Genomic DNA, 21863 nt, shown 5'->3' on the forward strand with positions numbered 1-21863 from the left:
TCGCTGACCGGCCACGTCTGGCTGCCGGTCCCGAGACCTACCGAGACGAAGTCGTCGTCTGGCAGAAACGCGACGCCGCGCACGGCGGCGGCCTCGCGGAGCGCGAGGAGGGCCGGGTTGCGCTCGGCCTCGATCTCGGCGCGGAGCCGCTCGGCCCCCGGTGCCCCGTCCGGCAGGTCCTCGCCCGATAGCTCAGCCGCTGCCGCTTTCCATGCCGCCTCGTTGACCTCGGTCGCGGCGTAGAGCGCATCTTCCGGGGCCGTGAAGCCGACGCTCGCCCCGCCCTCGAACGGGCGCGCGAACAGCGCCGACTTGGTCCAGCCTACGGCGTCGAGTAGCCGCCGGGCGTGGTGCTCCCACGCGGCGACGGCGTCGGCGACGGGTATGGCGCCGACGTAGAGGTCGAGCACAGCGCCGGGAGATGGCGTGTAGAGGTTGGGACCGGTGAGGCGACGGCTGTCGTCGAACGTCATAGGATTCAAGGCGTCGTTGGAATCGGGCGATTCCGTATGTTCACTGCAGGCGGCTGTGCGCCGCGTTCACGTTCACCCCACAACCATCCAGCATCCACCATGGCGAAGTTCGAAATCTACAAGAGCAAGGGCGGGAAATTTCACTTCCGGCTCAAGTCCAGCAACGGGCAGACCACGCTGACCTCGCAGGGCTACGCGGCCAAGCCGAGCGCGAAGAACGGGATCGAGTCGGCGAAGAAGAACATGAACCGGGACGGGGGGACAGAACTGTTTGAAGGCAAAGGCGGCAAGCACTACTTCCGCATCAAGTCGACGAACGGGCAGACGGTGGCGAGCTCGCAGGGCTACGCGTCGGCGCGCGGCGCGGTCAACGGGCTGTCCGCCGTGCAGAAGAGCGCGGGCGACGCCGAGGTCGTGGACACGACCGTCTGACGCAGTCAGCGACAGTCAGCGACTTCTGCTTGAGCGAGGGCGCGCCGGGCTTCGGGGTGCCCTCGCCTTATGTGCATGGGACCCATCGGGCGCATCGTCTCAACCGCCGTGGGAGCGTAGCATGCTAGGCCCCTACCACGACGCTGGGGTACGCCGCAAAATCAATATCAATCTGCCTCTTCGTCGCGCACCAGGCGGACGCCGCGCCCATCGCGGACGAGCTGCTGGCCTTCGGCGAGGGCGAAGTGCTCGACCTCCTCGCCGCCGTCGGCCCTCGTGCTGGCCGAGGTGGGTGCGGGCGTTGGCTGGCCGTCGCCCGCGGCGGGGTTGAAGTGGATGATCTGCTTCCAGCAGCGGGCGATGTTGTCGCCGAAGACCATCAGCAGGTCGCCGGGGTGGGCGAGACTGAGGCCGCGCAGGGTCGCCTCCTGCTCGTCGGGGACGACCTCGATCTGCTCACGGTCGACGCCGTTTTGGAGGAGCGTGTCGCGGAGCATCTCGGGGACCTCCTCGGGACCCCGCCCGCGCGGGTTGTCGTCGCGCTTGCAGACGAAGTGGTTGAAGTGGGGCGCGGCGATCTCCGCGATCTCGCGGATGTCCTCGTCGCGCCGGTCGCCGGGGGCGGCGAGGACACAGATGCGCCGGCCGGCGGTGTCCATCCGGCTCGCGGTCTGGCACATCGCCCGGACGGCGGCCGGGTTGTGGGCGTAGTCGAGGACGACCTTGAAGGGGTGCTCGTCGAAAATGTTGAGGCGGCCCGGCGCTTCATAGTAGCTCGTCGAGAACGTGCGGAGGCCGTGGCGGATCTGGTCGAGCGTCTGGCCCATCGCGTACGCCATCGCCGCGGCGAACATCGCGTTCTGGACGTTGTGGACGGCCTTGCCTTCGAGCGTCGCTGGGATGAGATGGGTCCAGACGAGTGGGAGGTGGGCCCCCTTCTCGAAGAGCGTGATCATTTCGCCGTTGATACCTTTTTCGAGGACGACGGCGTAGCCGCCCGAGCGGATGTGCTCGCGGACGAGCTCGTGGCCGGCGTCCATCGTGACATAGCACAGCGTCTCGGCCTCGGTATGGTTCGCCATGTCGAGGCAGCGCGGGTCGTCGGCGTTGAGGACGGCGCAGTCGGTGGCGACCTCGACCACGATCCGTTTGACCTCGGCGAGGTCGTCGAGCGTGTCGATGCCCTTGAGGCCGAGGTGGTCGGCGGCGATGTTGAGGACCGCACCGACGTTGCAGCGCGAGAGCCCGAGGCCGCTGCGGACGATCCCGCCGCGCGCCGTCTCCAGGATCGCCGTGTCGATCGTCGGGTCGCGGAGCACCATCCGCGTCGAGGCCGGGCCGGTCATGTCGCCCTTGACGCTCAGGTTGCCGTCGATGTAGACCCCGTCGGACGAAGTCATCCCGACGCGCGCGCCGGTCGACTTGAGGATGTGGGCGAGCATCCGCGTCGTCGTCGTCTTGCCGTTGGTGCCGGTGACGCAGGCGACGGGGACGCGGCTCGGCGTGCCGGGGGGGAAGAGCATGTCCATCACCGGCCCGGCCACGTCGCGCGGCGTGCCCTCGCTCGGGGCGACGTGCATGCGGAAGCCCGGCGCGGCGTTGACCTCGACGATCGCGCCCCCGATCTCGCGCCACGACTGCGTGATATCGTCCGAGAGAAAGTCGACGCCGCCCACGTCGAGCCCAACCGCCTGAACGGCGCGTACGGCCATCTCGCGGTTGTCCGGGTGGACCACGTCGGTCAGGTCGATGGCCGTGCCGCCGGTCGAGAGGTTGGCTGTCGAGCGGAGGTAGAAGGTCTCGCCGTCGGGGAGAACCGTGTCTTTCGTATGCCCGGCCTTCTCCATGAGGCGCTCGGCCTGCTCGTCGAACTGGAGCTTGGTCAGCACCTTCTCGTGCCCGACCCCCCGGCGCGGGTCCTCGTTGACGATCTCGACGAGCTGCTCGATGGTGTGCTCGCCGTCGCCCGTGACGTGGCCGGGGACGCGCTTCGCCACGGCTACGAGGTCGCCGTTGACGACGAGCATCCGGTGGTCGAAGCCCGTCACGAAGCGCTCGACGAGGACGCCCCGGCTGCTGGCGGCCTCGCGGGCGGTCCTGAACCCGGTCGCTACCTGGTCAGGCGTGGTCAGGTTGATCGAGACGCCGCGCCCGTGGTTGGCGTTGAGCGGCTTGACGACGACCGGCGGGCCGATCCGCCGCGCGGCGCGCACGGCCTCGCGCTCACTGTAGACGAGGTGCTGCTCCGGCACCGGCAGGCCGAGGTCGGAGAGGATGTTGCGCGTGTCCTCCTTGTCGGAGGAGACCTCGACGGCGATGTGCCGGGTCTCGCTCGTGATCGTCGCCTGGATGCGCTTCTGGTACTTGCCGTAGCCGAGCTGGACGAGGCTGTACTTGTTGAGCCGGATCCACGGAATGTCCCGCGCCTCGGCGGCGTCGACGAGCGACTGGGTGCTCGGCCCGAACTCGCGGCGCTGCGCGTAGCGGATAAAGTCGTCCCGCTCTTCCTCCCACTCGAAGCCCTCTTCGATCTCGGAGCTAAAGTGCTGCTGGAGGTCGTCGGGGAGGAGGTGGAAGACGAGTTGCCGCCCGAGCCGCGCCGCCTCCAGCCCGACCTCGCGCTGCTTGTACGCGAACACCATCGTGTACTCCCCCGGCGTGTCGGTCGAGCGCGTCTTGCCGAAGGTGACATCGCTGCCCGCGATGTTCTGGAGTTCGATGATGACGTGCTCCAGGACGTGCCCGAGCCAGGTACCCTCGTCCTCGGTCATGCGCCGGATGAACCCGCCCTCGGTGCCGTACGAGCAGCCGTGCTCCTGGAGACCGGGGAGCGCCTCGACGAGCCGCTCGGGGAAATCGCCGAGGGTGCCGGTCGGGCGGTCCTCTAGCGGTCCGAGGTCGATGATCTGCCGGATGACTGGGAAGTTGGCGTAGACGTTGGGGCCGACGTAGACGTCGGTCGAGAGGACGTTCATGGGACCAGAGGGCGGTGGACAGAGGACGGTGGACGGTTTCCCGCGAGCACCCGCAGGGGCGAGGCGTGCCTCGCCCCGGTCGGGTTCGGCATGTATGCCCGTGTGCGACCCGTAGGGGCAGACCTCCGTGTCTGCCCGGTCCGAGTCCGGCGAACCGACCGCTACGACCCCGCCGTCGCCGTGCGGCTGACGGTGTCGTAGCGGTCGCCGTGGGTCAAAATATGCAACCGCAGGCCAAGAAGCGACACCGGCTCGCCGCGCAGCGCCCCGCCCATCGACGAATGCTCGAGCTCGCTCGGGTCCACGACCGTCACCGCCCCGCTGCCGACGACCTCGAACACGCCGTCCGGGTTGATGAACGCGGCGGTGTCCTCGTCCAGCCCGACACCGGTCATAAACGGGTTGTACGAGAGCGCCGCCAGGAGCCGGCCGAGGCGGTCGCGCTGCCGGAAGTGCTGGTCGACCGTGAGCGTGTTTGTCAGTCCGAGGCCGGGTGCGAGCGTGACCTTGTTCGGCGTCGGCGTGGCTCCGGGCAAGCCGCCCGCGATCATGTGCTCCGGCATAATGGCGGCCCCGGCACTCGTCCCGGCGACGGGGACGCCTTCGGCGCTGCGCTGCCGGATGGCCCTCGCCACGGCCGTGCCGCCGAGGATCGTCGAGAGGCGGAGTTGGTTGCCGCCGGTCATGAAGATGCCGGTTGCCTCGTCGAGTTCGGCCACGACGCCCTCGTCCTCGGCTTCGCTCCGCTGGTTGATCGGGAGCGAGACCGCCGAGCCAATGCCGAGATCCTCGAACAGCTCGACGTAGCGCGGGCCGGTGTCGTCCATCTCGGAGGCCGTCGGCAGGACGGCGATGCGACCGTCGCCCCCGCCAGCGAGGGCGGCGAAGCGCTGGAGGATGACCGGGCTGCGCTTCTTGCGCTCCGCCCCGCCGATGGGGATGACGAAGCCACGGGCGACGCCGGTGCGGGTGGGAGAAGGCATGTAGAGAATGTCGAGTTGCGAGTGTCGATTTGCAAGCGCGGAAGGAACCAATCATTCGGCACTCGGAAGTCGTCACTGGGCACTATTCAAACGTTCCTCGCACGACCGGCGCTCCGTCGCGGACGTGCCACCGGCCGAGCGCCATCACGTCGCAGGCGAGGCCGTCCTCGTCGAGCACGATCAGGTCGGCGTCGGCCCCTTCGACGATCTGGCCCTTCCCAGCGAGCCGCAGCAGGCGAGCCGGGTTCGTCGTGAACGGTGGGAGAAGGGTCTCGAGCGTGCGGCCGGCGCGGAGGAGTTCGCGGACGGTGTCCATCAGTTCGTGCGGATGCCCGACGTCCATCGAGGCGACCTGCCCCTCGGCGTCGAAGGTCGGGAGACAGCCGCCGCCGTCGGAGGAGACCGTCAGCCGCTCGCTCGGCAGGCCGAGGTCCTGGTAGCGGCGGATCGCTTCGGCCGCGCTCCACTCGTCGTCGCTCTGCTTCGGGAAGGCCGTCACGTCGATCGTGCACCCCCGCTTGACGAGGTCGCAGGCTTCCTTGAAGAGCGCCTTGCGGCGGTTGACGTGCGTCGGGTTGAAGACGCGCGCCGGAATCTCGGTCTCGTCGAGGCAGCGGCGGATCAGGCCCAGGCCGCGCGGCCCGTCGCCGAGGTGGAAGTGGACGATCCCCGCCTTGCCGGTCATCAGGCCCGCGACGTGCGCCTCCGACGCGAGTCGGGCGATCTCCTGAGCCGTCGGCTGGCTGGAGCGGTGGTCCGAGAGCGCGATCTCGCCGACACCGAGGACGCAGTCGAGATAGACGATGTCGCCACGCACAGAGCCGGTCAGCGTCGTCGGCGGGACGTGGTAGCCGCCGGTGTGGCAGTAGGCCGACAGCCCCTCTGCCCGCAGCGCACGCACCTGGGTGACGAGTTCAGCCGTCGTCCGCGTCAGGTCGTCGGTTCCGAGCACCCCGACGACCGTCGTGACGCCGGAGAGGGTGTAGGTCGTCAGCGCGGGCGGTGGCACCTTTGTCTGGGGCCCCGCCTCGCCGCCGCCGCCGGTCAGGTGCATGTGCCCGTCGATCAGGCCGGGAATCACGCGCCGCCCCGCGAGGTCTGTTACCTGAACCTCGGGTCCCCGAAGCTGAGGCTCGTCGGTCCCGACGTACAGGATGGCCGAGCCGCCCACGACGAGGTGACGGCGGCCGAGAGCTCGCGGGGCAAAGACCTCGGCGTTCAGCAGGACGTGGAGCATCGGGGAGAGTGGGGAGAGTGGGGAGAGTGGGGAGAGTGGGGAGAGTGGGGAGAGTGGGGAGAGTCAAGAAAAGGCGACCAAGTTACCGAGCCCGTAGCGCTCTGCGCCAACGTCCATCCCTCCCGTTCCCTCCATTCCTCCCACGCCGTAATCCCTGCCTTCCGTCTCACCGTCCGGCCGCTTCACCGACGAGGATGCCCTCGAAGCGGTCGGTGATCGGCTCGATGTCGAAATGCCGCTCGGCGTAGGTGCGGGCGTTGGCACCCATCTGTTCGCGTCGCGCAGCATCCGGGCCGAGTTCGGCCCCGGCGTTGAGGAAGCCCCGGTTGTTCTTGGGACCGACGACGAGACCTGCCTCGTGCTCGGTCACGATCTGAGCCGCCTGATTTTTCGACGGTACGGCGAGCAGGAGCGGCCGGCCGGCGCAGAGGTAGGTCAGCACCTTCGAAGGGACAGAGAACACCCCGGCATCGGGCGTGAGGATGGCGACGAGCACATCGGCCGCGCCGAGCACGTCGGGCAGGTCCTCGAACGGCTGGAACGGGAGGAGCCGCAGGTTCTTGACGCTCTCGATCTCTTTCCGCTCGCGCAGCCACTCGATGCCGGCACCCTGCGACACCACGACCACCTCGTGCGGAATGCGGTGGGCGAGGTTGAGCAGAAGCGCCGGGTTATGCTTCAGCCCGAGCGTCCCGGCGTAGACGAATCGGAGCGCTCCCTCGCGGAAGCCCTGCGCCTCGGCCCAGGCGTTGTCGCGCGGGCGGACGGGGACGGCGTCGAGCGGTGCCCAGATCGGGATGACGTGTGCCGAGGGGTGGCGGCGGATCTCCGGCACGGCGTCGTAGAAATCCTCGGAGACGAGCACGAGCGCGTCGCTCTCAGCCAAGAGCGCGCGTTCCATCCGGGCGTAGTGCGACCCGACCGCACCGCCGACGAGGGGGACCTTCTCCCTCAGCAGGCGCTCGGCTGCCCACCCGATCAGATCTTGCACCCAGTAGACGAACCGAGCCCCGGCGGCGCGGCTCGCGTCGAGCAGGGTCCGCTGCGCGTCGAGCGGCGTGTTGGCCGAGAGCACGACGTCGGGCTGGAAGTCGCGGAGCGCCGCGGCGGCGAGGTGCCCGTAGGCCCGCTCCTGCCGCCAGCGCGTCACAAACGCCTGCTTGTTGATCGGCTTGTCGAGTGCGAGGGCGCGAATCTCAAACGTCTCGGGGTCGTCTGCCTGCGCCTCCATCGCCTGCGGCGTCGAGGAGAGCGAAGCGCAGTAGGCGTGGAGGACCGTGTGCCCGCGCCGAGCGAGGGTGCGGCTGAGTTGGACCTGAAACGGGTGCCCGGCGAAATCGTGGACCAGGATGCGCATGCGAGCGGCGGTGGGGAGGAGTGGGAGGAGTGGGAGGAGTGGGAGGAGTGGGAGGAGTGGGAGGAGTGGGAGGAGTGGGAGGAGTGGGAGGAGTGGGAGGAGTGGGAGGAGTGGAAAGAAAAGCCGAGAAAGTTAACGAGACCCTCGCGCTTCGCGCCAACCGTCTCACCGTCCTCCGTCTTCTGTCCTCCGTCTTCTGTCCTCCGTCTCACCGTCTTCCGACCAAGCGCAGCAGCCCACCGAGAGCGAGCGCCGAGGCGAGCAGAAACGCCGCGCCGGTCCCGGTCTGCCCGAGGACGACGTGGCCCGTCCCGAAGAGCGCGCCGTAGACCACGCCGCTGCTGACGATCCAGTACACCCCGAGCCGCGCCAGGCCCGTGTCCGGCTCGGTGTCCGGGTGACGCGCTGCCACCGGGGTCCAGCCCGGTCCGCCCGGCCGGATGCGGCGGTAGAACGCGTCGAGCGTGCCCGTGCCGGTCGGCCGCGTCAAGAACGTGGCGGCGAGCCAGGCGGCTGTCGTGATCGCCGAGATGCCGAAGAGATTGGTCGGGAACGTTGCCGTCAAGAACGGCACCGGCACGCCCGCGAGTTGGAGCGCGACCAGGACGAGGGGCGTGAGCGTCGCCGCGAGTTCACTCCAGGCGTTGATCCGCCACCAGTACCACCGCAGGATCAGCACGAGCCCCAGCCCGGCCGAGGCGCTGAGCACGAGGCCCCACGCCCCGCTGATCGAGTCCAGCCGCGTCGCGACGAGAAACCCGGCGACGGCGAGCGCGAACGTCGTCCACCGCGCCGCGGCGACGTAGTGCCGCTCGTCGCGGTCCCGGACGAGGAAGCGCCGGTAGAGGTCGTGGACGAGGTACGACGTGCCCCAGTTGAGCTGCGTCGAAATCGTGCTCATGAACGCGGCGAGGAACGCGGCGAAGAGGAGCCCGAGCAGGCCCGGCGGCAGCGTCTCGCGCATCACGAGGACGTAGCCCTCGCGCGGGTCGTCGAGGCCGGGGAAGAGGACGAGCGCGACGAGGGCGACGATGATCCAGGGCCACGGGCGCAGGCAGTAGTGCGCGACCGCGAACCACAGCGCGGCCAGGAGCGCGTCGCGCTCGCTCCGGGTGCTCAGCATCCGCTGGGCGATGTAGCCGCCGCCGCCCGGCTCGGCCCCGGGGTACCAGCTCGCCCACCACTGCACGCCGAGGTACGCCGCGAACGCCGCCGCCGAGAGCGTCAGCACGCCGGCGCTCTCGAGGGCTCCGCCGCCGACCTCGGGGACGAACCGGAACGTCGAGGCCGGCAGCTTCTCGGCGAGGCCTGCCACGCCGCCGACCTCGGGCAGGTCGAGCGCGAAAAACGCGAGCGCGACCGACCCCGCCATCGCCATCACGAACTGGAACACGTCGGTGACGGCGATGCCCCACAGTCCGGCGATGAGCGAATACGCCGCGACGATCAGCATCAGCAGCCCGACCGCTGCCATCGGTGCGCCGACCGTCCAGCCGCCGAGCGCGAACGCCGTCCGGCCGAAGAGCGCGAGGTCGGGGAAGAGCACCCGGACGACCGTCTCCATCGCCAGTACCACCCAGCCGATGATGATGCCGTTCATGAAGAGGCCGAAGTAGACCGCCTTGATCCCGCGCAGTGCCGCCGCCGCCGGCCCGGCGTAGCGAAGCTCGACGAACTCGACGTCGGTCAGGACCCCACTGCGCCGCCAGAGTCGGGCGAAGAAAAACACCGTCAGCAGCGCCCCGAGCGCGGCGTACCACCACAGCCAGTTGCCCGCGATCCCCTCGTTCGCCACCAGCTCCGTCACCGCCAGCGGCGTGTCGGCGGCGAACGTCGTCGCGACCATGCTCGTCCCGGCGACCCACCACGGGAGGTTGCGCCCGCTCAGGAAGAACGCCCCCGTGCTGCGCCCGGCGCGCCGGTAGAAGTAGAGCGCGAGGCCGAGCGAGAACGCGAGGTAGCCGCCGACGATCAGCCAGTCGAGCGCGGTGAGGGCCATGGGCTGGAGGACGGTGGGACGGAGGACAGTGAGACAGAGGACGGTGAGACGGTGGGGCAGAGGGCAGGCCACGAAAGGTACTCCGCCCTCGCTCTTCGCGCCTCCGCCCGTTCGCCCCTCCGCCCGTTCGCCCCTTCGCCCGCCCAGCCCTCCCCGCCGGACGACCCCCTCCACGCCGAAGACCCCCGCTGCCGGGCCCGTACAAACAGCGACGCGCTCGACCGTCGAAGTCGAGCGCGCCGCTGGTGGTGGGAGGTACGGGTCGGGGTGTTCCTTGGGCTAGGGGGCTGTCTGGAACACCCAGAACACGGCGAGGCTGACAAGCCCGACGCCGGTGTACATCGTCACGAGAAATCGTCCGTAGTAACGCATGGTATCGGGGGTGTGGTGGAAGGTGCTCTTGCCGGTCCCGCCGTGCGACCGTCGTGGTTTCGCTTCGAATCAAGGATGGGGCCGCGAGGCCGAAAATGAGATGACGGCCCCGGTCTCGGCGGTTCAATGTGATATTCAGGGGGGAAAGGGTGACGGCGGCTCCGGGCTATTCGTCCGCGCTCCGCCGGGCGCGGTCCGGCACCGCGTTGCCCTTCTGCGCCGCCGCCGGTAGTTTCGACCCCGCCCCGTTTAGACGTGCCCCGCCGTGACCGCTCGCCTCGCCTGGTGTTTTCTCGCTTTTGCCCTGCTCCTGAGCGGGTGCTTCCTGTCGGCATCAGACGTGCCCCTGCCGGCAGAAGGAGGAGGGCATGCCTCCACCACCCTCAAGGCTGACACGACCGGCGGCCTCGTCGCTGGCGAGGGCCTCGTCGTCTCCGGCCACCCGGAGGCGTCGCGCATCGGGGTGGAGGTGCTGAAGAACGGCGGCAACGCGGTCGATGCCGCCGTCGCAGCGGGCTTTGCGCTCGCGGTCACACTCCCGAAGGCGGGCAACATCGGCGGCGGCGGCTTCATGGTCGTCCGCCTCGCCGACGGCACCGCGACGACGCTCGACTTCCGCGAGGTCGCGCCCGGTGCGGCGACGCGCGACATGTACCTCGGCGAGGGCGGCGAGCCGGTCCGCAGCCGGAGCCGCGCCGGCCACCTTGCCGTCGGCGTGCCGGGGACCGTCGCCGGGTTCCTCGATGCCCTAGAGCGGTACGGGACCGTCGACCGCGCCGCCGTGCTCGACTCTACCATCGCTCTCGCCGAGGGCGGCTTCCGGCTGACCCCGATGCAGACCCAGCACCTCAACCAGTACCGCGACACCTTCGTCGACTTCCCGAGCACGATGCGGTACTTCGCCAAGACCGACGAGGCGGGCGAGCCGGCCTACTTCGTCCCCGACGAGACGTTCGTGCAGGCGGACCTCGCGGCCACGCTCCGCCGCATCCGCGACGACGGGCGCGACGGCTTCTACCGAGGCCGCACCGCCGACCTGATCGTCGCCGAGATGGAGCGGGGCGGCGGCCTCATCACGCACGACGACCTCGCGGCCTACCGGGCGGTCGAGCGCGCGCCGATCCGAGGGACGTACCGGGGCTACCGCGTGATTTCGATGCCGCCGCCCTCGTCCGGCGGGATCGCGCTCGTCCAACTCCTGAACGCGATGGAGCCGGTCGACCTCGGCGCGCTCGGCTTCCACTCGGCGGCCTCGATGCACCGCATGGCCGAGGCCGAGCGCCGCGTCTTCGCCGACCGCGCCCACTGGCTCGGCGACCCTGCGTTCGTCGATGTGCCCGTCGAGGGACTGCTCTCGAAAGCCTACATGCAGAGCCGGATGGCAGACTTCGACCCGCGCCGCGCCACCGGCAGCCAGAACGTGACCGAGGGCACCCCGCCCGGCGTGCCGGCCGAGTCGAGCCAGACGACCCACCTCTCGGTCGTGGACGCCGAAGGCAACGCGGTGAGCCTGACGCTGACCATCAACGACTGGTACGGTTCGAAGGTCGCGGTCGACGGGGCCGGGTTCCTGCTCAACGACGAGATGGACGACTTCACCGCCAAGCCGGGCGTCCCGAACCTGTGGGGCAGCGTGACGAACGAGAACAACGCCATCGCCCCACGCAAGCGCATGGTCTCCTCGATGACGCCGACGATCCTCGAAGACCCGTCGGGCGACCTCTTCATGGTCGTCGGCACGCCGGGCGGGACGCGGATCATCACGACGGTCTTCCAGGTCATCACGGATGTACTCGACTTCGGCCTCTCGCTGCCGGAAGCCGTTATGGCAAAACGATTCCATCACCAGTGGAACCCCGATACCTTCGGCTACGAGACGGCCGTCGAGACCTGGCCCGGCGGCGGGTTCCGCGACGCCGCGCTCGACAGCCTCGCGGCGATGGGGTGGACCCTCGACGCCTTCGGCAACACGGGCGCGGTCGGTGCCATCCTCGTCCAGCCCGACGGCTTGCTCCTTAGCGCGGCTGACACGCGCCGCGACGTGACCCCGCTGGGGTACTGAGCGACGAGGGTCGAACGACCAACGACGAGCGCAGTATCATTCGGCCTTCGTCGCTCGTCATTCGTCGTTTGCTCCATGCCTTTCGACCCCTCCCGTGTCCGCGCGATCTGCTTCGACGTGGACGGCACCCTCTCCGACACCGACGACCAGCTCGTCGGAAGCATCGCGCAGTTCCTGACCAAGCTGCCGTTTCTGAGCGGGCGCGAGTCCAGGCGCCTCGCCCGGCGGGTCGTCCTCGACGCCGAGACCCCGGTCAACGCCGCCTACGGCCTCGCCGACCGCCTCGGGATCGACGACGAGCTGAAGCGGGTGCGCGACTACCTCCGCGAGCTTCGGGGCGCGGACGACGCCGAGCCGGAGCACCTCGTCGTCCCCGGCATCGATGAGATGATCGAAACCCTCGCCGCGCATTTCCCGATGTGCGCGATCTCGACCGGCGGGGCCGAGCGCGTCGCGCACTTCTTCGAGCACTTCGGGCTGCGCGAGCACTTCACGGCGCTCGTCACCGCGCAGACGACGCCGCGGATGAAGCCGTACCCCGACCCCGTCCACTACGCCGCCGAGCAGATGGGCGTCGCCGCCGCCGAGTGCGTGATGATCGGCGACACGACGGTCGACATGCTCGCCGGGACCTCGGCCGGAGCGCAGACGATCGGCGTCCTCTGTGGGTTCGGGACCGAGGACGAGCTTCGCCGCGAGGGGGCCGACCTGGTCGTGGACGTGACGCCGGACGTGGTGCCCTTCCTCCTCACCGCCGAAGGTGCGCCGCGGCGATGACGACAGCCGAGTCCCTAGACCACCTGCTCGCCCGGCTGGACGCGCACCTCGCCCGGCTCGCGGACCGGAGCCGCCGCCTGTCGCGCTGGCGGATCGCCACGTTCCTCGCCGGCCTGGTCGCCGCACTTGGCGTGGGCAATACCTTCGGGGCCGGGGCCGGATGGGCCGTCGCCGGAATCGCCGCGCTGGGGTTCTACGGGCTGGCGAAGGTCCACGACCGCGTGGAGGCGGCGCGCGCGCGGGCGCGGCTGTGGCGAGGGCTTCAGGCCCGGCACCTCGCCCGCCTGGGCCTGGACTGGGACGACCTCGGCCCGGCACCTCACGCCGCCGACCCAGCGCACCCATTCGCTGCCGACCTCGACCTCGCTGGGCCACGCTCGCTCCTCCACCTGATGGACACGACGGGGACCGAGATGGGGCACGAGCGCCTGCGGTCGTGGCTGCTGGCCGAAGTGCCGGACGCCGAGGCCGCGCGGGCGCGGCAAGGGCGGGTCCGGGGGCTCGCTGGGCGGCGGCGGCTGCGGGACCGGCTGGCGCTCCTCGCGCATGAAGCAGCAGGCAGCCTCGACCGGCGGTGGTCGGACGCGCCGGTTCGGACGTGGTTGCGCGCCCCGGCTCCGCCGTTCAACCTCGTTCTGTGGGCGACCGTCCTGAGCGCCCTCGCCCTCCTGACGTTCGTGCTCGCCGGGGTCGCGTTCGCCGGGGGACCGACCTGGTGGTGGGTTTACTCGCTGGCGGCCTACGGCGTCCTCTACCTGTCGCGCATCGGCGGCGTGTGGCAGGTGTTCGACCAGGCGTACGACCTCCAGCAGGCGCTCCGTCGGCTGATGCCCGCACTCACGTTTCTGGAGCGCCAGGGCGCACCGGGCGATGCGCTCGGTCCACTCTGGCGAGCCTTCGAGGACGACCGAAGCCCGGCCGCCTTCGAGCGCCGCCTCCGGTGGATCGTCACGGCGGCCGAGGTGACGCGCAACGAGTTCGGCCGCCTCGTCGTCAACGTCCTCCTGCCCTACGACCTCCTCCTCGCGGTCCGCCTCGACCGGCTGCGCGGCGCGTTCGAGACCCGCCTCGTCCCGTGGCTCGACGCCCTCGCCGAGATCGAGGCGCTCAGCGCGCTCGCCACCTGGGCCGACTTCCGGCCGGCCGCCTCATCCTTCCCCGACCTGCTCGGCGCTGGGACCGAGGGGCCGCTCTTCGCCGCAACCGACTTGCGGCACCCGCTGCTGCCGACCGACGGGGCCGTAGGCAACGACATCGAACTAGGCGGCGGCCACGTTGCGATTGTGACCGGCTCGAACATGTCGGGCAAGAGCACCTTCCTCCGGTCGATTGGCGTGGCGACGGTGCTGGCGTGGACGGGCGGGCCCGTCGCGGCGGGTGCGCTCGCCGTGCAGCCGCTTCGCCCGTTCACTTCCATGCGGATCGGCGACGTGCTCCAGGACGGCATCTCGACCTTCTACGGCGAGGTCCGCCGCCTCCGCGCTCTCCTCGACGGGGTCGAGGCCGACGGGCCGCCCGCGCTCGTCCTCATCGACGAGATGCTGCGCGGGACCAACAACCGCGAGCGCCTCGCCGGGGCCGAGGCCGTCGTCCGCGCCCTCGCCGAGGCCCGCGCCACCTCGCTCGTCGCCACCCACGACCTCGCCCTTACCAACCTCGCCGACGAGCGCCCGGACATCCGCAACCTCCACTTCCGCGAGGAGGCCGCCGGCGACCGCCTCGTCTTCGACTACCGCCTACGCCCCGGCCCGTGCCCGACGACGAACGCGCTCGTCATCATGCACCGCGCCGGGCTGCCGGTCGAGGCCCCGGCCTCCGCCGAAGGCTGAGCCTTGTCCTACGGCATCGTCAGGCCGCCGTCGACTGAGATCGACTGCCCGGTGACGACCCGGCTCAGCGGCGAGGCGAAGAAGACGGCGGCCTCGGCGAACTCGGCGGGCGTGATCGTCCGGCGCAGCGGCGTGTTCTGCGCGACGAGGTCGAACACCTCCTCCGAGGTCGCTGCGCTCGCGTCGGTCGTCTGGAGCAGTCCGCCCGCGACGAGGTTGACCCGGACGCCGTGCGGCCCGAGCTCCTGCGCGAGCGTCCGCGTCAGCCCGACGAGGCCGGCCTTCGCCGCCGTGTAGTCGTGGTACGGCACGACGGGGTTGTAGACGAGGTTCGTCGAGATGTTGACGACGCTCCCGCTGCCCTGCTTCTTGAAGTGCGGCAGCGCGGCCTGGACCACGTTCAGCGCCCCGCGCACCGCCCCCTCGATCTGCCGCTGGAAGTGCTCCCACTCGACCGTCTCGACGCTTACGTACGGCGCCGTCGGGTCGAAGGAGTACTCGGGCAGCGCGTTGTTGACGGCCACGTCGAGCCGCCCGAAGTGCTCGACCGTCGCCTCGACGAGCGCGCGCACGGCGTCGGGGTCGGTCACGTCGGCCCCGTGCGCGAAGGCGCGGCCGCCGTCGGCCTCGATCTCGGCGACGAGGGCCTCGGCCCGGTCTTTCGAGTGGAAGTAGTTGACGCAGACGGCGGCGCCGTGGGCGGCGAAGGCGCGGGCAATCGCTGCGCCAGCCCCCCGGCTGGAGCCGGTGACGAGCGCGACGGTATCGGAGAGGAGCATGACGTAGGTGAGTTGGAGGAGTGCGCTGTTGCAGCCCCAGCTATGTCATCCCGGACCCTGATCCGGGATCTGGAGGTGCTGGACACGTTCGCAACAGCACGGGTTAGGGTGAAGGGTCGAGCACGACCGTCCCGACAATCGGGAGGTGGTCGGAGGCTTGGCGGCTGGCGGCGGTCTCGTGGGCGTGCAGGTCCTCGATGCGCGCATTACGGGCGTAGACCCGGTCGAGCGCCATCAGCGGGCGCGGGCTGGGGTAGGAGGGCGGCCAGGCGAGGTTGTTGTGGCGCTCGGCGAAGCTGTCGAGGGTGCGCGAGGCGGGGTTCTTGCGCCACGCGTTCATGTCGCCCATCAGCACCGCCGGCCCGCCGTCGAAGTGCGGGTGGTTGAGGAGAGTCCGCACCTGCCGCGTCCGCGTCCGGTCCACGATCGCGAGGTGCGTCGAGGCGACCGTCAGCGGGGTCGCCCCGTTGCCGTCGGCCAGACGGACGGCGAGCGCGGCCCGTCGCTCCAACCGCCCGAATGAGAGGTCGATGGCCTCGGCCCCGGCGAGCGGCCAGCGCGAGAGGATGGCGTTGCCGAGTTCGCCGCGCTTGTGGATGCGCGTGACGACGAACGCGAGGTGGAACCCGAGCATCCGCGACGCCTCGCGCAGCGGGTCGCCGTTGTCAAACGGGTGGAGCACCTCCTGCAGGGCGAGCACGTCGGCGCCCAGTTCGCTGAGGACGGCGAGGACGCGGTCGGGGTCGTACTGCCGGCCGCCGCGGACACCGGCCCAGCGGTGGACGTTGTACGTCGCCACCCGAAGCGCCGGGCCGAGCGGCGGCGGCGCGGCGTCGCCGAGGGGCGAGACGAGCTGGGCGAGGTACGGGGCAGGGCGGCGGCTGGGCATGGGGTGAAGATGCCGAGAGTCGAGCTTCGGGCCGAAGTAGAAATCGGGAAAGCGTGCGTCGCTAAACGACAACGCTTCCCGGCGGGTCCCACAACCTGTCATTGCGAGGAGCCGAAGGCGACGCGGCAATCTCCTTCGGTCTGCTGATGCGAGAAGATTGCTTCGCTACGCTCGCAATGACAAGATGGAGCTTCGTCTACAGCAAGGCAAGGCTCTCCCCCAAGTCGAGCCACTCAGGGTTGTGCTGCTCGATCAGGTCCAGCTTCTTCTGGCGCGACCCACCCTTGATCTGCTTCTCCCGCGCTATCGCGTCGTTGACGTACCGAAATGACTCGGCGTAGACGAGCTTGTGAGCGTTGTACCGCTTCGTGAACGAGCTACCCTGACCAGCCCTGTGCTCCGCCAAGCGCCGTCGCAAATCGTTCGTGACGCCGGTGTAGAGCACGGTGTGATGATCGTTCGTCAGGATGTAAACGTAGTAGCGCCGCACAGTCATCATCACTCTGCCACTTCGACTCTGTCATTGCGAGGAGCGCAGCGACGCGGCAATCTCCCTCGGTCTGCTGATGCGAGGAGAATGCTTCGCTACGCTCGCAACGACAAAACCGTAAGTCTTAGGGAGAGACTTCTCCCATATCGTGAGTTTCACCCGTGGTGTATTCGCCAGAGTCGATACGTTTTATGGCTTCGTTGCAAGCAATATTGAGCATGATTTCTTGTCTATCACGTTCAGACTTACCGAGTAGATGTCCTTCAGCGATGACACCGCGAAGTGCAAACTTAGACTTGCCAGACTTGTAGTCCGATACGTGCACTTTGAAGACGTATCCAGGCTTATCGGGATGATCCTCGTAGCTGTCTAGGGCGACCACGTAGCCATCATAGCGCCGCATGGACAGGTAGCACTTGAAGACATCTGTTTCTGGAACTTGATTGGAGTCTATCCATCGCTTAGCGTATTTCATGGCCATGCCCAGTAACTCATTCTTCAGCCGCTCCCGGGGCAGAACGTGTAGTGGGCCGAAGCATTGAACACCAAAAGACGAGCCGTCGCCATCGATGTAGATCGTATATGATGACCTGCGTCCTGTTTGATGACGCTCAATGAAGCGCCCTCTTAATTCGTTGTGGTTGTAGCTCTCGAGTTGAAAATACTCCGGTTCCATATGGGTTCTAGGTGGTATGGGTTGATATCTCGGATGAGTCATGGCTAGGCCTCGCCTTCTAGCATAACCATCTCCCGCCCGAAGAGGCGGTAGATGCCTTGCATCAGCTCCGGCGTCGGCTCCACCATGCCCTTCTGTGCGCGGAGACGGACCGGCTTCGGGATGGCGTGCGTTCGCACGTCGAACATCAGCTGGGCCGGACCCCGGTTGCGCTCGCAGAGGGCCCACAGTTCGTCCATCGCCTCGACCGGCGTCGCGTCGGCGTCGAGGCGGAGGATGATCTTCTTGACGTACTGCTCGCGGACCTTCCACATCGGGTCGAGGGCCGTAGCCTTGATCTTCACGCCGCCGCGGACCTCGGCCTGGCCGCGCACCATCACGACTTCGTCGGTGCGGAGGAGGTGGCTGTGGCGCTCGAAGACCTTCGTGAAGAGGACGACCTCGCCCTGGCCGGTCTGGTCTTCGAGCGTCAGGAACGCCATCGGCTTGCCGGACTTGGTGGTGATCTCCTTGACCTCGGTAATGATCCCGCACACCTTCTGCTCGCGCTCCAGGTCGATGTCGTCGCCGCGCCCGAGGTAGGCCGAGACGAAGGCGTTGACCTCGGCCTCGTAGGCGTCGAGCGGGTGGCCGGAGACGTAGAACCCGACGAGGTCCTTCTCGTGGCGAAGCTGCTCGCCGCGCGTCCACGGCTCGACGTGCGGGAGGCTCGGCTCGAAGTCGTCCTGGCCGCTGTCGCCGTCGCCGCCGAAGAGCGAGTTCTGGCCGAGCGCCTTGTTGACCTGGTGCTGCTGCCCGAACCGGTGGGCGCCCTCGGCGGCGTGGGCAAGCTGCGCCCGGTGCGCCTCCGAGAAGTCGAACGCCCCCGCCTTCGCCAGCGCCTCGAGGGCCGACTTGTTGACCGCCGCGAGGTCGACTCGCTTGCAGAAGTCGAACAGGTTGAGGTACGGCCCGTGCTCGTCGCGCTCGGCGACGATGGCCTCGATCGCCCCGGCCCCGACGCCCTTGACGGCGTAGAGCCCGAACCGGACCTGCCGCCCATCGTCTCCAGCCTCGACGTTGAAGTGGTGCTCGGAGTGGTTCACGCACGGCGGGAGGAGGGCCAGCCCCATCCGCCGCGCCTCGTCGAGCGCGATGGCCAGCTTCTTCGAGTCGCCCGACTCGTTCGTGAGGTAGGCCGCCATGAACTCGGCGGGGTAGTGCGCCTTGAGGTACGCCGTGTGATAGGCGACGAGGCTGTAGGCCGCCGAATGGGAATTGTGCGAGACGATTCCGTTGGCGATGAAGTTGAGCGGGCCGTTGGGTGCCATCTCGACATCGTAAGTCACAGCCTCGCCGCACGATTCGATCTGCGCGATAGGGTCGCCGTTCTCGGCATGTTCTAGAGCGAGGTGACGCGATACGATGGTCCGGAAGTCCTCCGGCGTCACGACGACGAACGGGAGGGCACCGTACTTGTCTGCGAAGTAGGCAGGCTCGCGGTCCATCCCGTCCATTTCCCAATAGACCCCGTCGAAGTAAAAATCGCAGACGCGCCCGTTTCCAAGCACTTTGTGCATCTCGAACTCGATACCCTGCTCAATGAGCCACTCGCACATATCGCGTTCGGGTTGGCTCGCACACCACATCCCGTTCGACGCAATCGAGCAAATCCCAAACCCTGGACCTGTATCGTATGCCGAGCGCACGCTGGCGAGAGTCCGCTGCATTTGGGCCTTGCGCCACTCTGGGTCGTTGGCGTGGAGCCACCGGACGCGGTCGTGCATGGCTGCAACGCCATTCCGTGTCAGGTCGGGGTACTCGTCGTGCATGCGCCGCATGTGAGCAGCTTGCTCTTCATATGGCCGAGCCGCTTGGTACGCCGTTACCCGCTTCGAAACACGGGCGCGCTGCGCAGGCCGTTTGTTGATCCGGGTCATCGTGGCTCGCCGGGCTCGCCGCTGGGCCTCGGTCACAGGCCGAGGCTCCGTAATCAGCTCTGTACCGACCTCCATTTCCTCTACCGCGAGGTAGCCCTCCGTTGTGAGCAGACGGTGCTCAGACGTCACCTTGATGACGCGCCTCGATTCGGTAGTCACCTTCAATAGCGGTTTCTTGCCCGTCTTGACGATCCGAGAGACTCGGTGCGGGCGGATCTCGCCATCGGGCCACATCGCCATCAGCTCATCCGGCTGCTCACGGTAAGCGCGGGCGAGCGTCATCTTGGTATCGTCTGCGAGGCGCACCTTCGTCTGAGCGTGGGCGCACTTGTTGAATCCGTAACCCGCGAACTTCGCCATCATGTCGAAGACCTCGTTGGCCTTCGGGGCGTTGACCTCATTCTGCGCCGCGCCCTCGACGAACACGACGCGCTGCTTGTCCATCTCCTCCTGCTTCTTCTTGCCCATCGCCCGGCGCAGCAGGTCGGCGCCGCCGAGGGTGTAGCCGCCCATCGTCTGCGCCATCTGCATCACCTGCTCCTGGTAGACGGGAATGCCATACGTTGGCTCCAGGATCTCGGCGAGCATCGGGTGCGGGTAGGCGACGACCTCCTTGCCGTGCTTGCGGTCGATGTAGGTCGGGATGAGGTCCATCGGTCCGGGCCGGTAGAGCGCGTTCATCGCGATCAGGTCGTCGATCCCGGTCGGCCTCAGCTTGCGCATCCACTCGCGCATCCCCTCGGACTCGAACTGGAACACCCCGACGGTCTCGCCGCGCTGGAAGAGCTTGTACGTCTCCGGGTCGTCGAGCCCGAGCGTGTCGAGGTCGATCTCGACGCCGTGGCCTTCTTTGATGAGCGCGAGGGCGTCGTCGAGGACGGTCAGCGTTTTAAGGCCGAGGAAATCCATCTTGAGGAGGCCGAACTCCTCGATCCACTTGCCGTCGTACTGCGTCACGACCGCGTCGCCCGCGCCGCCTTTGCCCTTCTGGATCGAGACGGGGACGTACTGCGAGACGTCGCCGGGGGCGATGATGACGCCGGCGGCGTGGACGCCGGTGTGCCGGGCCGAGCCTTCGAGGACCGAGGCGTAGTGCATGAGCTTCCGCACCTGCGGGTCGGGCGACTCGTAGAGCTTGGCGAACTCGCGGACCTCCTTCCGGGCGTCGTCGAGCGAGACCTTGACGCCGTCGGGGATGAGCTTGGCGATGCGGTCGGCCTCGGTCAGCGGGAGGTCGAGCACGCGCGCCACGTCGCGGATGACCGATTTCGACCCCATCGTCCCGAAGGTCACGATCTGGCAGACGGATTCGCGCCCGTACTTCTCGACGACGTAGTCGATCACGCGCGCGCGGCCCCGGTCGTCGAAGTCGATGTCGATGTCCGGCATCGAGACGCGCTCGGGGTTGAGGAAGCGCTCGAACAGGAGGTCGTACTCGAGAGGGTCTATGTTCGTGATCCCGAGGCAGTAGGCGACGCAGCTTCCGGCGGCCGAGCCGCGCCCCGGCCCGACGGAGACGCCGAGGTCGCGCGCGGCGGTCGTGAAGTCCTGCACGATGAGGAAGTAGCCGTCGTAGCCCATCTCGGCGATCACGGCGAGCTCGTAGTCGAGCCGCTCGCGGACCGGCTCGGAGACGGCCCCACCGTAGCGCATCTTGGCGCCCTCGAAGACGAGGTGCCGGAGGTAGGCCGAGGGCGCGTCGAACGACTCGGGGATCGGGAAGTGCGGCATGAGGAGCGTCCCCAGGTCGAGCTCGAGCGTGCATTTGTCCGCGATCTCCCGCGTCGTGTCGAGCGCGCGGTCGACGACGACGGTGTCGCCGACGGCCGCGGCGAAGGCGGCCTGCATCTGCGGCATCGACTTCAGGAAGAACTGGTCGTTCTCGAAGCGCATGCGGTTCGGGTCGTTGAAGGCCCGGCCGGTCTGGAGGCAGAGGAGGACGTCCTGCGCCGCCGCGTCGTCCTGGTGGACGTAGTGGACGTCGTTCGTCGCCACGACCCGGACGCCGAACTGCTCGGCCCACCGGAGCAGCACCGCGTTGCACGTCTGCTGGTCCGGGATGCCGTGGTCCTGGATCTCGATGTAGTAGTCCTCGCCGAAGATGTCGAGGTATTCCTTGAAGACCTTCAGCCCTTCGTCCTCGCCCTTTTTGAGGATCGTCTGCAGGACCTCGCCCTGGAGGCAGCAGGTGGTGGCGACGAGGCCCTCGCTGTGGGCGCGGAGCGTGTCGCGGTCGATGCGCGGCTTGTAGTAGAACCCGTCGGTGTAGCTCATCGACGAGAGCTTGATCAGGTTCCGGTAGCCGGCCTCGTTCTTGGCGAGCAGCACCTGGTGGTAGCGCGTCCGGTCGCTCGTGTCGCCCATCCCCGAGGGCGTGACGTAGAACTCGCACCCGATGATCGGCTGGACACCCTCGCGCCGGGCGTAGGTGTAGAACTCGGGGACGCCGAAGAGATTCCCGTGGTCGGTGATGGCGAGGGCCGGGATCTCCATCTCGGCGGCGCGCCCGACGAGCTTCTTGATGCGGGCCGCGCCATCGAGGAGCGAGTACTGGGTGTGGCAGTGGAGGTGGCAGAACTCGGGCACGGCGGGGCGGGGTGTTGGGTGGATGGAC

Annotated in this window: 15 protein-coding genes; 4 read left to right on the forward strand and 11 right to left on the reverse strand. The window is 68.5% G+C overall.

All coding sequences use genetic code 11. The annotated features are described in order from the left end of the window. A partial coding sequence (locus AAGI91_05295; GenBank protein MEM1042026.1) for a Mur ligase occupies positions 1–473 on the reverse strand: 473 nt, incomplete at its 3' end. Between the two features lie 99 nt (positions 474–572). On the opposite strand from AAGI91_05295, the gene AAGI91_05300 reads away from it, so the two are divergent. Then, on the forward strand, positions 573–905 hold the full coding sequence (locus AAGI91_05300) for a YegP family protein (GenBank protein MEM1042027.1): 333 nt from the start codon (positions 573–575) through the stop codon (positions 903–905). Positions 906–1072: 167 nt separating this feature from the next. On the opposite strand, the gene cphA is transcribed toward AAGI91_05300, so the two are convergent. The 5 genes from cphA to AAGI91_05325 form a co-directional block, all read right to left on the reverse strand. After that, positions 1073–3880 (reverse strand): cyanophycin synthetase, encoded by a 2808-nt coding sequence (gene cphA, locus AAGI91_05305; GenBank protein MEM1042028.1) that lies wholly within the window; start codon positions 3878–3880, stop codon positions 1073–1075. 161 nt (positions 3881–4041) lie between these two features. Further along, complete coding sequence (locus AAGI91_05310) at positions 4042–4863, reverse strand: cyanophycinase (protein MEM1042029.1); 822 nt, start codon at positions 4861–4863, stop codon at positions 4042–4044. A gap of 82 nt (positions 4864–4945) precedes the next feature. Further along, the gene (iadA, locus tag AAGI91_05315; protein ID MEM1042030.1) at positions 4946–6100 is read right to left on the reverse strand and encodes a beta-aspartyl-peptidase; all 1155 of its coding nucleotides are present in this window, start codon (positions 6098–6100) and stop codon (positions 4946–4948) included. Positions 6101–6266: 166 nt separating this feature from the next. After that, positions 6267–7457, reverse strand: coding sequence for a glycosyltransferase family 4 protein (locus AAGI91_05320; GenBank protein MEM1042031.1), 1191 nt, complete (start codon positions 7455–7457; stop codon positions 6267–6269). A gap of 208 nt (positions 7458–7665) precedes the next feature. Beyond that, positions 7666–9456 carry a sodium:solute symporter family protein gene (locus AAGI91_05325; protein MEM1042032.1) on the reverse strand — a complete coding sequence of 597 codons (1791 nt, stop codon included), beginning with the start codon at positions 9454–9456 and terminating at the stop codon, positions 7666–7668. A 712-nt stretch (positions 9457–10168) separates the two neighbouring features. Between AAGI91_05325 and ggt the strand changes: the two genes are divergently transcribed. The 3 genes from ggt (at position 10169) to AAGI91_05340 (ending at position 14496) form a co-directional block, all read left to right on the forward strand. Beyond that, positions 10169–11890 carry a gamma-glutamyltransferase gene (gene ggt, locus AAGI91_05330; protein ID MEM1042033.1) on the forward strand — a complete coding sequence of 574 codons (1722 nt, stop codon included), beginning with the start codon at positions 10169–10171 and terminating at the stop codon, positions 11888–11890. Positions 11891–11965: 75 nt separating this feature from the next. Next, positions 11966–12667 carry an HAD family hydrolase gene (locus AAGI91_05335; protein ID MEM1042034.1) on the forward strand — a complete coding sequence of 234 codons (702 nt, stop codon included), beginning with the start codon at positions 11966–11968 and terminating at the stop codon, positions 12665–12667. Further along, on the forward strand, positions 12664–14496 hold the full coding sequence (locus AAGI91_05340; GenBank protein ID MEM1042035.1) for a hypothetical protein: 1833 nt from the start codon (positions 12664–12666) through the stop codon (positions 14494–14496). The genes AAGI91_05335 and AAGI91_05340 overlap by 4 nt, the downstream gene beginning before the upstream one ends. Before the next feature lie 8 nt (positions 14497–14504). Here AAGI91_05340 and AAGI91_05345 read toward each other — a convergent pair whose 3' ends face one another. From AAGI91_05345 to dnaE, 5 genes are all read right to left on the reverse strand, one after another. Further along, the gene (locus AAGI91_05345; GenBank protein ID MEM1042036.1) at positions 14505–15275 is read right to left on the reverse strand and encodes a 3-oxoacyl-ACP reductase; all 771 of its coding nucleotides are present in this window, start codon (positions 15273–15275) and stop codon (positions 14505–14507) included. A gap of 103 nt (positions 15276–15378) precedes the next feature. Continuing rightward, the gene (locus tag AAGI91_05350; GenBank protein MEM1042037.1) at positions 15379–16164 is read right to left on the reverse strand and encodes an endonuclease/exonuclease/phosphatase family protein; all 786 of its coding nucleotides are present in this window, start codon (positions 16162–16164) and stop codon (positions 15379–15381) included. 196 nt (positions 16165–16360) lie between these two features. Next, complete coding sequence (locus AAGI91_05355) at positions 16361–16660, reverse strand: GIY-YIG nuclease family protein (GenBank protein ID MEM1042038.1); 300 nt, start codon at positions 16658–16660, stop codon at positions 16361–16363. A 118-nt stretch (positions 16661–16778) separates the two neighbouring features. After that, positions 16779–17330, reverse strand: coding sequence for a hypothetical protein (locus AAGI91_05360; protein MEM1042039.1), 552 nt, complete (start codon positions 17328–17330; stop codon positions 16779–16781). A 44-nt stretch (positions 17331–17374) separates the two neighbouring features. Further along, a complete protein-coding gene (dnaE, locus tag AAGI91_05365; GenBank protein ID MEM1042040.1) occupies positions 17375–21835 on the reverse strand; it encodes a DNA polymerase III subunit alpha in 4461 nt (1486 codons plus the stop codon). Positions 21836–21863 lie beyond the last annotated feature (28 nt).

The organism is Bacteroidota bacterium, assembly GCA_038746285.1.
Lineage (GTDB): Bacteria > Bacteroidota > Rhodothermia > Rhodothermales > JANQRZ01 > JANQRZ01.